Below are 12788 nucleotides of genomic sequence, written 5' to 3' on the forward strand. Positions count from 1 at the left end.
CGGCGGACACCTCGGGACTTACCTTAGCGCTGAGCTAAATTATCTCAGTGCTAAAGAACCGAACGCTCGTCCTCGGCGTGACCGCGCTGGCCCCGGCGATCTGGGGCACCACCTATCTCGTCACCACCGAGCTGCTGCCCCCGCAGCGCCCGCTGCTGGCCGCGGTGGTGCGTGCCCTTCCCGCCGGCCTCCTCCTGGTCGCGGTCACCCGGCAACTGCCCAGGGGCGCGTGGTGGTGGCGGGCGGCGGTGCTCGGCGCCCTGAACATCGGCTTCTTCTTCGCGCTGTTGTTCGTCGCCGCGTACCGGCTTCCGGGCGGGGTCGCCGCGACCGTCGGCGCGGTGCAGCCGCTCCTGGTCGCCGCGCTCTCCGCCGGCGTGCTCGGCGACCGGCTGACCCCGCGTACCGTCCTCGCCGGCGCGGCGGGGGTGGCCGGGGTCGGGCTGCTGGTGCTGCGGGCGGACGCCCGCCTCGACGGCGTCGGCGTCGCCGCCGCGCTCGGCGGCGCGGTGGTGATGGCCGGCGGCGTGGTGCTCAGCAAGCGGTGGTCGTCGCCCGCGCCGCTGCTGGCCACCACGGGTTGGCAGCTCGCCGCCGGCGGCCTGCTGCTCCTTCCGGTCGCCGTGCTGGTCGAGGGTCCCCCGCCGGCGGTGCTGACAGCCGGGAACCTGATCGGGTACGGCTACCTCACGCTCGTCGGCTCCGCCCTCGCGTACGCCCTCTGGTTCCGTGGCATCCGCGCCCTCACACCCACCACCGTCACCTTCCTCGGCCTGCTCAGCCCGCTGGTGGCGACGGCGTTGGGCTGGCTCGTGCTCGCCCAGGAACTCACCCCGGCGCAGCTGTCGGGCGGGCTGGTCGTCCTCGCCGCCATCGTCGTGCAGTCCCGGGCGTCCCGCCCGGCCCGATCGCCGCGCCGCATCACCCCGTCGACGGCGGCCCCCCGGTGAACCCGCGTCAGGCGGGGCGGGCGCCCACCGCGTCGCGGATCTCGGCGCCCTGGGCGCCCTCCTCCGACCGGGCGCAGTGCGCGCAGCAGAAGAACCGGCCGGACACCTCTACCCCGTGCCCGACGATCTTGATCTGGCAGTGCTCGCAGATCGGTGCCATCTTGTGCACGGCGCACTCGAAGCAGTCGAAGGTGTGCACGTCGCCGCTGACGGTTCGCACCTCGAACGCCATCCAGTAGTCGTTTCCGCAGACCTCGCAGGTTGCCACGACATAACCCCCCGAAACAGGACACGTTTTCCCAAGCCTGCGGTACGCGCGCGGCTCTGGCGGTCGAAACGGTCGAGCCGGTCGGATTCGGCGGCGTGTCGCCCCCGGCGTGTCGGCTGTTGTGTTCCCGCGCCGCGACGGCGCCCGTACGGTCACCGTGCGGCTCGGCCCTGGTGAGTACCGCTTCCGCTACCTCGCCAGCGGTGGCGTGTGGCTGGGCGACGACTCCGCCGACCGGATCGACGAGCGGGGCGGCCTGCTGTTGCTCTGTGGGGCGGCGCGCTGAGGGTCGCCGATGTTTTTATCGACAGGAGTCTTTACTGTTAAGAAGGTTTAATTTATGTTGGGTGGCACCTCACCGGCCCGAAGTTCCGAAGGAGCTGCCACCATGCGCCGAAGAATCACCATCCCGCTCGTGGCGACGGGCGCCGTCGTCTCCACCCTGGCCGTCGCGGCGCCCGCCCAGGCCCACGGCTACGTGTCGGGGCCGCCGAGCCGCCAGGCGCTCTGCGCCCAGGGCCGGGTCCCGGACTGCGGGCAGATCAAGTACGAGCCGCAGAGCGTGGAGGGCCCGAAGGGGCTGCGCAACTGCCACGCCGGGATCGCCCACTTCGCCGTCCTGAACGACGACAGCCGGGGCTGGCCCGCCACCGCGGTCGGCTCCTCGGTGACCTTCACCTGGACCAACACCGCCCGGCACGCCACCAGCAACTGGGAGTACTTCGTCGGTGGCACCCGGGTGGCGGTCTTCGACGGCGGTGGGCGGCAGCCCGGGGCCACCGTCTCGCACACCGTCAACCTGAGCGGCTGGTCCGGACGGCAGAAGGTGCTCGCCGTGTGGAACATCGCGGACACCGCCAACGCGTTCTACTCCTGCGTCGACCTCGAGGTCGGCGGGGGCGGCGGCCCGTCGCCCACGCCGAGCCCGACGCCGCCGGCCCCGTCGCCCACCCCGACCCCCACCGCCTCCCCGACCACCCCTCCCGCCCCGGGCGGCAGCTGGACGGCGGGCCGGGCGTACCAGGCCGGCGACCAGGTCACCTACGGCGGGCTGACGTACCGCTGCCGGCAGGCGCACACCGCGATCCCCGGCTGGGAACCGCCCTACGTGCCGGCGCTCTGGACCCAGGTCTGACCGTACGGGTGCGGCCCGCCCCCGGCGCCCGCCGCACCCGTCACCACCCCCGGATCGGAGTACGTCATGCGACGGCTGCGCACGGTCGCCCTGCTCGCCGCCCTGCTGCTGGCGTCCGGCTGCGGCGCGGGGACACCCCCGGCGCCCCCCGCGCCCGCGCCCGCCACGGCCACCGGGGGCGCGCTGAGCGGGCTGGACGTGGTCTTCCTGACCACCATGGCGGCGCACACCGAGCAGACGCTGGAGATGGTGCGGCTCGGCCGGGACCGGGTGACCGACCGGAAGCTGCGTACCCTGGTCGCCGCCATCGAGGTCACCGAGTCCGACGAGCTTGCCACGATGCACGGCTGGCTGCGGGACGCCGGGCCCGCCGGGGCAGCCCAGCGGCACGACCACGACCACGGGACCGCCGCCGGGGACCTGGCCCGCCTGCGGGCCGCCCCGGACGGCGAGGTCGACCGCGTCCTGCTCGACGTGCTCGGCGCCCACCAGGGCGCGGCGGCCGACCTGGCCCGGGCGCACCTGGCGGTCGGCAGCGACCCGAGGGTGCGTGACCTCGCCGGACGCGTCGAGCGCTCGCGTACGGCCGAGGTCTCGCTCCTGGCCGGGCTGGCGGCGGCCCGGCGCTGACCCGGCGGCCCGTGGTCGGGGTCGCCCGGCCGCCCGACCCAGCGGCGCCCTCGCGTCAGGCGTCGGCGCGCGGCTCCAGTCGGATGGAGACCGAGTTGACGCAGTGCCGGGTGTCCCTGGGGGTGAAGCCCTCGCCCCGGAACACGTGACCGAGGTGGCTGTCGCACCGGGCACAGCGGATCTCGGTGCGGCTCATCCCCAGGCTGCGGTCCTCGATCTCCTTGACCGCGCCCGGGATGGCGTCGTCGAAGCTGGGCCACCCGCAGTGCGAGTCGAACTTCGTGTCGCTCGGAAAGAGTTCCGCGCCGCAGGCCCGGCAGCGGTAGATCCCCGGCGTCTTCGTGTCGACGTACTCGCCGGTCCACGGGCGCTCGGTGCCGGCCTCCCGCAGCACCCGGAACTCCTCGGGGCTGAGCCGGACCCGCCACTCTTCCTCGGTGCGGGGCAGTTCGCTCTCGTCAAGACTCACCCGCCAACGGTACGTCGGACGTCGGGGGTGTGGCATATGGTCGCGCAATGGGTGGCACGAAGGCCGCGGCCGAAGAGATCGAGGTGGCCGGGCACACCGTACGGCTGACCAGTCCGGAGCGGGTCATCTTCCCGCAGCGCGGCTTCACCAAGGCCGACGTCTTCCACTACTACCTCGCCGTGGGCGACGGCATCATGCGCGCGCTGCGCGGGCGTCCCACCACGTTGCAGCGCTTCCCCGAGGGCGTCGAGGGGGAGGCGTTCTTCCAGAAGCGGGTGCCCGCGCGGGGCGTGCCGCCGTGGGTGGAGACGGCCACCATCAGCTTCCCGAGCGGTCGCAGCGCCGCCGAGCTCTGCCCGGCCGACCTGGCCCACGTGGCGTGGGCCGCCCAGATGGGCACCATCGTGTTCCACCCGTGGCCGGTGCGCGCCGCCGACGTCGACCGCCCCGACGAGCTGCGCATCGACCTCGACCCGCAGCCGGGCACCGACTTCGCCGACGCGGTCGCCGCCGCCGGCGAGCTGCGCGGGCTCCTCGACGAGCTGGGCGTCCCCGGCTGGCCGAAGACCTCGGGGGGTCGCGGCGTGCACGTCTACCTGCGGATCGCGCCACGTTGGACGTTCACCGAGGTGCGCCGGGCCACCATCGCGCTCGCCCGCGAGCTGGAACGGCGCCGGCCGGAGCTGGTGACCACCGCCTGGTGGAAGGAGCAGCGGGGCACCCGCGTCTTCGTCGACTACAACCAGATGGCCCGGGACCGCACGATCGCCTGCGCGTACTCGCTGCGGGCCAACGCCCGGGCCACCGTCTCCACCCCGGTCACCTGGGACGAGCTGCCCGACGTCGACCCGGACGACTTCGACCTGCGCAGCGTCCCGGCCCGGCTGGCCGAACGCGGCGACCCGCACGCCGGCATCGACGACGCGGCGTGGGACATCACCCCGCTGCTGGAGTGGGCCGACCGGGACGCCGCCGCCGGCCAGGGCGACATGCCGTACCCGCCGGACCACCCGAAGATGCCCGGCGAGCCGAAGCGGGTGCAGCCCTCCAAGGACCGCGACCGCCCCCGCTGACCGGCCCGCGCCGGGCTCTCGTGCTGCCGCCCGGCGGCGTGGCCGTCACCGCCGGTCGGCGTACGCCTCCACGGCCTCCTTGGCCGAGCGCAGGTCCGCGCCGGTCGCCTTCCGGTACGCGGCGATGGCCTTGATCTTGTCGCCCCGGGCCAGGTGTTCCCGGACCCCCGGCGGCACGGGCGCCCCGACGATGGACCGCCGCCGATCTGGTAACGATCAAGTAACGGGCGCGAACCTTTCCCGGACCGTCGCCCCTCTCCCTGATCGTCGGCCCGACAGCGGGCCAGGGGAGGGCATCGGATGAAGCTGGTGTGGAGGCGGGCCCACGAGGCGCGCGGGCTGTTGCTCGCCGCGGTGGTCGCGGCCCTGGTGGCGGTCGCGTTGGTCACCGGCCTCTCCGACTACAACCGCCGGGCCGTCGAGGCCGGCCAACGCGCCCTGCTCACCGGGGCGTCCTTCGAGGAGCGCAGCGTCCTGGTCAGCGGTGCGGCCGGCCGGGACGCGACCGAGTTCGCCACCCGGGACCGGGCGGTCCGCGACGGCTTCGCCGCCGGTCTCGGCGGTGCGCCGATCACCGTCGACGCCGCCCGCTACGGCGGTGGCCGCGAGCTGACCGGCGACCTCGGCCCGGTGGTCCGGGAGGACGACGACCCGGTCTTCGCCAGCCTCGCGACCCTCGACGACCTGCCCCGCCACGCGGAGCTGAGCAGCGGCGCGTGGCCCACCCCCGGGGCGTCCCCCATGCAGGTGACGTTGCCGGAGAAGGTCGCCGGCGCGCTCGGGATAGCCACCGGCGACCGGGTGCCGATGCTGGACCGCAGGTCCGAGAAGACCAGCGAGGTGGTGCTCGTCGGGACGTGGCGCCCGCGCGACGCGGCCGACCCGTACTGGCTGCTGGCCCCCGGGGTGGGCGCCGGCAGCGCGGCGGACTCCGGCACCTCGTACGGGCCCTTCGTGCTGGACCGGGCCGACTTCGTCGCGACCTACCCGGGCGCGGTGTCGGCGTCCTGGGTGGTCGAGCCGGACCTCGCGGCCGTGGCCCGCGCCGGCCGGCTGCTCGACGTGCGGGCGGCGCTGAGCGCCGCCGTCGCCGAGGTGCCCGAGGCGGCCGGGCTGGGCTCCTCGGCCCAGACCGTCACGGCGATCGACCGGCTGCTCGACCGCGTCGCCCGGGCCGACCTGGTCGGGCGCTCCTCGCTGGCCACCCCGCTGCTGCTGATCGTGGTCCTCGGCGGGTACGCGCTGGTGCTGGTCGCCGCACTGCTGCACGAGGACCGGCGGGGCCAGACCGCCCTGCTCCGGGCCCGCGGCGCCGCCCGGCGGCAACTGGCCGGCCTGGCGGCCCGGGAGGCGGCGCTGGTCGTCCTGCCCGCCGGCGTGCTGGGGCCCCTGATCGCCGGCGAGGCGCTGCGGCACGTGGGCACCGACGGTGCCGCCCCGCTGGCGCTCTCCTCGGGGAACACCACGCTGGTCTGGGCCGCCGCGGCCGCCACCGCCGCCGGCTGCCTGGTCGCGATGGTCGTCCCGACGCTGCGGGGGGCCGGCACGTACGTCGCCGACATGGCGGCCCGGTCCCGTCCCACCCGTGCCGCGACCGTCCAGCGGGCCAGCCTCGACCTGGTGCTGGTCGGCTTCGCGGTGCTGGCCTGGACGCAGCTGCGCCAGTACTCCTCGCCGGTCACCGGGGCCGGCGGGCGGCTCGGGGTCGACCCGCTGCTCGTCGCCGCGCCGACGCTGGGCGTGCTCGCCGGCGCGGTCGTGGCGCTGCGGCTGCTGCCGCCCGCGACCCGGTTCGCCGAGCGGTTCGTCGACCGCCGGCCGTGGACGGCGACGATGTTCGGCATGTGGCAGGCCGGCCGGCGCCCGCACGCCGGCCCGGTGCTGCTGCTCGCCCTCGCCGTCGGCGGCAGCACCCTGGCCTGGTCGCTGGTGACGACGGGGGAGCGGTCGCAGGGCGACCAGGCCGAGCACACCGTCGGCGCCGACCTGCGGGTCGTCGAGCGCACCGGCGCGGCGCCCGACGACCGGGCCGGTCAGCTCGGCGTGCTGCCCGGCGTCGACGGGGTGCTGCCCGCCTGGCGGGACGAGATCCGCCTCGGCCGCGACGACCTGCCGACGACGGTGGTGAGCCTGGACGCCGCGGGCGCGGCCGGCGTGCTGCGGCTCAACGAGCGACTGGCCGACGAGCCGGTGCCGGCGCTGCTGGACCGGCTGACCCGGGCGCGCGGCGCGCCCGCCGGCATGGACCTGCCCGCGGGCACCCGCTCCCTCACCGGCACCGTGCGTACGCCCGTGCGGGACGCCGTCACGCCGCACCAGATCGGTCTCTGGGTGCTGCTGACCCGGGCGGACGGGCTGGCCTTCCGGATTCCGGCGGGCAGCAGTGGCAGCGACGGCCGGCCGGTGCCGTTCACCGTCGCCGTCCCCGACGGGGCGGGCGCCGTGCGGCTGTCCGGCTTCGAGATCGACGGCGGGGACGCGCGCGGGCGGGCGTACCGCCTGGAGGTGTCGGACCTGCGGCTGGTCGGCGCGGACGGCGCGGCCCAGCCGGCGTCGCTGGCCGGCGGGTGGGTGGCCGCCGACGGCCAGGGGAAACCGGTCAGCGCGAACGTCACGGCCACCGGCCTGAGCGCCGAGCGGAAGATCGAGTACCTGGCGGGGGGCCGGTTCGCGTTCCAGCCGCCGAGCCGCTTCGCCCTGGTGCCGGCCGCCGAGAACCGGCCGGTACCCGCGCTGATGACCCCGGCGGTGCGCGACGCGCTGAGTCTGCGCACCGGTGACACGGTCAACCTCGTGCTGTCCGGCGCGACGCTGCCGGTCACGCTGGTGGGCGAACTGGACGAGGTGCCCTCCTCGGCCGGCGCGGGTGTGCTGCTGGACCTGCCGGCGGCGACGGACTGGCTGATCCGGGACCGGGGCGCCGTCCGGCCGGTCGCGGAGTGGTGGCTGGGCACCGACGGCGACGGCCACGCCGAGGCGGCCCGCGGGGCGGCCGAGCTGGCCGGCACCACGCTGCTCGACCGGCGGGAGGTGGCCGAGCGGGCCGCCGGCGACCCGTACTGGCAGGGGGCCCGCACCGGGCTGCTCGCCGCCGCGCTCGGCTCGGTGCTGCTGGCGCTGGTCGGCCTGGTCGTCGACGTCTGGGCGACCGCCCGGCACCGGCTGGGGGAGTTCGCCGTGCTGCACACGCTCGGCGCCAGCCCCCGGCTGCTGGCCCGGGCGCTGCTGGCCGAGCAGACCTTCCTGGCCGGCATCGGCGTCGGCGTCGGCCTGCTACTGGGCGCCGCGGTCGGCGCGACCATGGCCCCGCTGGTCATCCTCACGCCGTCCGCCGGTCGGCCGGTGCCGGAGGCCGCCTTCGTGGTGCCCTGGCTGCCCATCGGCCTGACCGCGCTCGGCCTGCTGCTGGCGGCACTCGCCTTCAGCGCGTTCATCGCCCTCGGCATCCGGCAGCGGGTGGCCGTGGCGCAGCTGCGGATCGGGGGAGACCGGTGACCGGGTGGAGCGTAGGGACGACCAGGAGCGGAGACGGGGCGTGGTGAGCATCGGGGCGGTCACCCGCCGGGTACGGGCGTACGGCGGACAGTTCCTGCTGCTCGCGGCGCTGACGCTGGTCGCCATGCTGGTGATCAGCGGCGTGCCGAGGATCGTCAACGATCACGCCCAGCAGGGCCTGCGGTCCCACCTGGGCGCCGTGCCACCGCAGCAGCGCGACGTGACGTACTCGACCGGGCCGCTCGTCGACACGAACAGGGATGCCTCCCTGGTGGGCACGCACCAGGGCGACCTGGCGAAGCTGGAGGCCGGACTGCCGCCGGTCGTACGCCGGATGGTCGACCAGCGGTGGTTCACCGCGGAGACCGCGGCCAGCCGGGTGCGAGGCCCGGACCTGGCGGCGAAGAACCTCCTGGTCGACCTCGGCCTGCGGGCGGTGCCCGGGGTCGAGGAGGCCGGCACCCTGGTCGAGGGGCGCTGGCCGGCCGACGCGCCGAAGGGCCAGCCGGTGCAGGTGGCGCTGGCCGAGGACGTCGCCCGCAAGCTGAACCTGCGGCTCGGCAGCCGGCTCACCCTCGCCGCGCCGACTGCCGGCTCACCCTTCGAATCCATGCCCCCCGTCCAGGTCGCCGTGGTCGGTCTCTTCCAGCCCCGCGCCGGCACCGACGGGTTCTGGGACGGCCTGCCGCCGCTGTTGCGGATCGTCGAGCCGGAGGGGGACGGCGAACCCTTCATCATCGTCGGCGTCGTCGACGGCGCGGCGCTGGACCGCCAGGCCGTCGCCGGCTGGCCGATGTCGTTCAGCTGGCGCTACCGGTTGGGCGCCGACGGCATCGACGTCCGCGAGCTGGACCAGGTGATCGACGGCCTCCAGCAGACGACCCGGCAGTCGGCCGGCCGGGACATCATCCAGGGGCTGGACATCCCGCTGCGGGAGTTCGCCGCCGAGGTGGACAGCGCCCGGACGGTGCTCGGGGTGATCGCCGCGGGAGTGTTGGCCACGCTGGCCGGCCTCGTGGCGCTGGCCGCCGGGCTGCTGGTGCGCCGGCGTCGGGCGGAGTTCGTCCTGCTGCGTGCCCGGGGCGGGGCGGCCACCACGAACGCGGGCCGCAGCCTGGCCGAGGCGCTGCTGGTGGTGCCGCCCGCCGCCGCGCTCGGCTGGCTGCTCGGCGGCCTCGCTCCCGGGGCGCCCGGGGAGACCTGGTGGCTCGCCGTCGTCGCGACCGTCCTGGTGGCGTCGGCGCTGCCGGTGGCCACCCTCGCCGTCTCCACCGGCGGCACCGGGCGGCGTGACCTGGTCCGGGCGCGCCCCTCCGTGCGTCGGCTCACGGTGGAGGCGGCGCTGCTGGTCCTCGCGGGTCTCGCGGTCGTGCTGCTGCGCCGCCGTGGCCTCACTCCCGGCGAGGTCGATCCGCTGCTGGTCTCGGTCCCGGTGCTGCTGGCCGTCGCCGCGGCGGTGGTCGCGATGCGGTTGTACCCGTGGCCGCTGCGGCTGGTCAGTCGGCTCGCGGCCCGAGCCCGGGGCAGCGTCGCCTTCCTCGGTACCGCCCGGGCCGGCCGTTCGGTCGTCGCCGTACCGCTGGTGGTCGTCGTGCTGGCCATCGCGACGGCGGCGTTCTGCGCGGTGACGGCCGCCGGGATCGAGGCGAGCCGGGACCGGGCCGCCAGCCGGGCGGTCCCCGCCGACGCCCTGATCGTGGGGGAGCGGATCGCCCCGGACACGGGCGCCGAGTTGGAGCGGCTGCCGGGGGTGCGCGCCGCGAGCCCCGTGCTGCACGAGGCGGGCCAGCGCCTGACGAAGGACGCGGTCGGCACCGACACGAGGCTCGGCAGCGTCACCGTGCTCATGGTCGACGGCCCCGCCCTGGCCCGGATGGTCAGCCAGGCCGGCGTCGACGTGACGGTGCCCGCGGCGCTGCGCACCCCCGCCGGGGGAGCCGGGCCGCTGCCCGCGGTGGTCTCCCCGGCGGTCGCCGCCGAGCTGGCCGACGCCGGCCTGGACGACTCCGCCTTCGTCAGCGCCCAGGGCCAACGGTACGAGTTCCGGGTCGCCGAGCGGACGGAGAGCTTCCCGCTGCTGCGCGCGGGCGGCGGCCGGTTCGTCATCCTGCCCTGGCAGTCGTTGCCCCGCCGGGACTACGCCGCCGTGCCGACCGGCTTCCTGGTCGTCGGCGACGGGCTGGACGTCGAGGCGCTGCGCCGGGTCGGCGACGCGGGGCAGTCCCGCTTCCAGACGGGCGGGACGGTCGTCGGCCGGGAGCGCCTGCGCAGCGTCGAGGTGCTCACCTTCGCGGACACCCGCCGGCAGGTGGGCGAGGGCGGTGCGAACGGGGTGCTCGCCTTCGGGTTCGCCGCCGGCGCGGCCGGCGGGACGGCGCTCGGCCTGCTCGCGATCGCCTTCACGGTGCTCGCCGGCGCCCGGGAGCGCGGCCAGGTGCTGTCCCGGCTGCGCACCCTCGGCCTGTCCCGGCGCCAGTGGCGCGGGCTGCTGGTGGTGGAACTGGCCCCGCTGGTGGGCGTCTCGGTGGTGACCGGCGCGCTGGTCGGCACGGTGTTGCCGCTGCTGCTCACGCCGGTGCTCGGCCTGTCCGCCTTCACCGACGGCGTGGAGGTCCGGGTGGCGTTCGAGCCCGGCCTGGCGGCGGGGGTCGTCGCGTTGGGGGCGGTCGCACTCGGCTTCGCGGTCGCCGTCGAGGCCCTGAACAACCGCCGGATGCGCCTCGGCGAGGTGCTCCGGCTCGGAGAGGAGAGCTGACATGACCGCTACCGCGGAGACCACCGCCGTGCCGGACCTGGCCGCCCTGCAACAGCGGGCCGCCGAGCGTGCGGCGGAGCGGGCCGGTGGCCGGGACCTGTTGCGTGGGCACATCGTCTGCGACGGGCTGGTCCGGATCTTCAAGACCGAGGGGGTGGAGGTGGTCGCGCTGCAGGGGCTCGACCTGGTCATCGACCGGGGCGAGCTGGTGGCGATCGTGGGCGCCTCCGGTTCCGGCAAGTCGACCCTGCTGAACATCCTCTCCGGGCTGGACACCCCCACCGCCGGCATCGCCCGCGTGGGCGACTACGACCTGCTCAACCTCTCCGCACGGCGGAGACTGAGCTACCGGCGTGACATGGTGGGGTTCGTCTGGCAGCAGACCGGCCGCAACCTGCTGCCGTACCTGACCGCGCTGGAGAACGTCGAGCTGCCGATGCGGCTGGCCGGTCGGCGGGGCGGCCGGCGGGCCAACCGCGAGCGGGCGCGGGAACTGCTCGACCTGGTCGGCGTGGGCCACTGCGCCGACCGGCGGCCGGGGCAGCTCAGCGGCGGCGAGCAGCAGCGCTGCGCGGTGGCGGTGGCGGTCGCCAACGACCCCGAGGTGCTCTTCGCCGACGAGCCGACCGGTGAGCTGGACGAGGCGACCGGCGCCGAGGTGTTCGGGGCGCTGCGCACCATCAACGCCGAACTCGGCGTCACCATCGTGGTGGTCACCCACGACCACGCCGTGGCCACCCAGGTCCGCCGGACCGTCGCGATCCGCGACGGCCGGACCGCCTCCGAGGTACGCCGGACGGCGCGGATCGGCGCGGACGGCAGCACCGAGCTGGTCAGCGAGGAGTACGCCGTGCTCGACCGCACCGGCCGGATGCAGCTGCCGGCGTCCTTCGTCGACGCCCTGTCGCTGCGGGACCGGGTGCGGCTCAACCTGGAGCCGGACCACGTGGAGGTGCGGCCGGGCGACCGGGCGCGGGACGAGCGGGAGGCGACGCAGTGAGCGGGCCAGGAATCAGTCGGTACCGCGTGGCCGGGCCGGTCGGCCGCGCCGAGCGCAGCGGGGCGGGATCATGAGCGAGCGGGACGTGATGGCGGACGGCCGGTACGACGGGGCGACGGTCGACGGGCGCTCCGGCGGGACGGTGACGGACGGGCGCTCCGGGGACGTCGCGGACGGGCGGCCCGGCGGAAGCGTGGCGGGCGTCGCGGTCACCGACGAGGTGGTCCGGGTGACGGAGGTCAGCCGCACGTTCGGCCGCGGCGAGCACGCGGTGCACGCCGTGCGGGAGGTGTCCTTCTCCGCCGGGCGGGGCGAGCTGGTCGCCGTACGGGGCCGCTCCGGGGCGGGCAAGACCACCCTGCTGAACCTGGTCGGCGGGCTGGACCGGCCCGACTCGGGCCGGGTGGTGGTGGCGGGGCACGACGTGACCGGGGTCGGCGAGCGGGAGCTGCTGGAGCTGCGCCGGGGCACCGTCGGCTTCGTGTTCCAGACCTTCGGGCTGGTGCCGATCCTCTCCGCCGCCGAGAACGTCGGCGTGCCGCTGCGGCTGGCGCGGGTGCCGGCGGCCGAGCGGGAGGAGCGGGTGGCGGTGCTGCTGGAGCTGGTCGGCCTGGGCGGGCACGCCGCGCAGCGGCCGTACGAGCTGTCGGGCGGGCAGCAGCAGCGGGTGGCGGTGGCCCGGGCACTGGCCAACGAGCCCGACCTGCTGATCGCCGACGAGCCCACCGGCCAGCTCGACTCGGAGACCGGCCGCGCGATCATGGACCTGATCCGGGCGGTCGTGCACGCGCGGGGCATGACCGCGCTGGTCGCCACCCACGACCCGGCCCTGATCGACCTCGCCGACCGCGTCCTCACCCTCCGCGACGGCCGCCTGGTCGACGGCTGACCGGGGCGGGGGGCCCCCCCCGGGCGGGGGGGGGCCCCCCCCCCCGGGGCCCCCCCCCCCCCGCCGGGGGGGCCCCCCCCCCGCGGGGGGGCGGGGCCCGCCCAGAGCGCGCCCCCGGCGCCCG

At 76.1% G+C, this 12788-nt stretch carries 12 protein-coding genes; 9 read left to right on the forward strand and 3 right to left on the reverse strand.

From position 1 onward, the window contains the following. The first annotated feature begins 47 nt into the window (after window positions 1-47). A complete protein-coding gene (locus ABT006_RS27625) occupies window positions 48-950 on the forward strand; it encodes an EamA family transporter (protein ID WP_350711050.1) in 903 nt (300 codons plus the stop codon). A gap of 7 nt (window positions 951-957) precedes the next feature. On the opposite strand, the gene ABT006_RS27630 is transcribed toward ABT006_RS27625, so the two are convergent. Then, window positions 958-1218 (reverse strand): metallothionein, encoded by a 261-nt coding sequence (locus ABT006_RS27630; protein ID WP_350685194.1) that lies wholly within the window; start codon window positions 1216-1218, stop codon window positions 958-960. 109 nt (window positions 1219-1327) lie between these two features. Between ABT006_RS27630 and ABT006_RS27635 the strand changes: the two genes are divergently transcribed. The 3 genes from ABT006_RS27635 to ABT006_RS27645 all read left to right on the forward strand — a co-directional run bounded on the left by ABT006_RS27635 (window position 1328) and on the right by ABT006_RS27645 (window position 2983). After that, a complete protein-coding gene (locus tag ABT006_RS27635; RefSeq protein ID WP_350711051.1) occupies window positions 1328-1504 on the forward strand; it encodes an early set domain-containing protein in 177 nt (58 codons plus the stop codon). A gap of 102 nt (window positions 1505-1606) precedes the next feature. Beyond that, complete coding sequence (locus ABT006_RS27640; RefSeq protein WP_350711053.1) at window positions 1607-2353, forward strand: lytic polysaccharide monooxygenase; 747 nt, start codon at window positions 1607-1609, stop codon at window positions 2351-2353. A 66-nt stretch (window positions 2354-2419) separates the two neighbouring features. Then, a complete protein-coding gene (locus ABT006_RS27645; RefSeq protein ID WP_350711055.1) occupies window positions 2420-2983 on the forward strand; it encodes a DUF305 domain-containing protein in 564 nt (187 codons plus the stop codon). Between the two features lie 55 nt (window positions 2984-3038). Here ABT006_RS27645 and msrB read toward each other — a convergent pair whose 3' ends face one another. After that, window positions 3039-3452 (reverse strand): peptide-methionine (R)-S-oxide reductase MsrB, encoded by a 414-nt coding sequence (gene msrB / locus ABT006_RS27650; RefSeq protein WP_350711057.1) that lies wholly within the window; start codon window positions 3450-3452, stop codon window positions 3039-3041. Between the two features lie 47 nt (window positions 3453-3499). Here msrB and ligD point away from each other — a divergent pair, with 47 nt between their 5' ends. Further along, window positions 3500-4525: a non-homologous end-joining DNA ligase gene (gene ligD, locus ABT006_RS27655; RefSeq protein ID WP_350711058.1), complete on the forward strand. Its 1026-nt coding sequence runs from the start codon at window positions 3500-3502 to the stop codon at window positions 4523-4525. 45 nt (window positions 4526-4570) lie between these two features. On the opposite strand, the gene ABT006_RS27660 is transcribed toward ligD, so the two are convergent. Beyond that, complete coding sequence (locus ABT006_RS27660) at window positions 4571-4702, reverse strand: hypothetical protein (protein WP_350711060.1); 132 nt, start codon at window positions 4700-4702, stop codon at window positions 4571-4573. Between the two features lie 123 nt (window positions 4703-4825). On the opposite strand from ABT006_RS27660, the gene ABT006_RS27665 reads away from it, so the two are divergent. The 4 genes from ABT006_RS27665 (at window position 4826) to ABT006_RS27680 (ending at window position 12664) form a co-directional block, all read left to right on the forward strand. After that, a complete protein-coding gene (locus tag ABT006_RS27665; protein WP_350711062.1) occupies window positions 4826-8020 on the forward strand; it encodes an FtsX-like permease family protein in 3195 nt (1064 codons plus the stop codon). Between the two features lie 4 nt (window positions 8021-8024). Then, window positions 8025-10775 carry an ABC transporter permease gene (locus ABT006_RS27670; RefSeq protein ID WP_350711064.1) on the forward strand — a complete coding sequence of 917 codons (2751 nt, stop codon included), beginning with the start codon at window positions 8025-8027 and terminating at the stop codon, window positions 10773-10775. 1 nt (window position 10776) lies between these two features. Then, window positions 10777-11775 (forward strand): ABC transporter ATP-binding protein, encoded by a 999-nt coding sequence (locus tag ABT006_RS27675; RefSeq protein WP_350711066.1) that lies wholly within the window; start codon window positions 10777-10779, stop codon window positions 11773-11775. Window positions 11776-11845: 70 nt separating this feature from the next. Further along, window positions 11846-12664 (forward strand): ABC transporter ATP-binding protein, encoded by an 819-nt coding sequence (locus ABT006_RS27680; RefSeq protein WP_350711068.1) that lies wholly within the window; start codon window positions 11846-11848, stop codon window positions 12662-12664. The last annotated feature ends 124 nt before the right edge of the window (window positions 12665-12788 follow it).

It is taken from the genome of Micromonospora sp. NPDC002717, assembly GCF_040295705.1.
In the GTDB taxonomy this organism is placed as follows: Bacteria; Actinomycetota; Actinomycetes; order Mycobacteriales; family Micromonosporaceae; genus Micromonospora.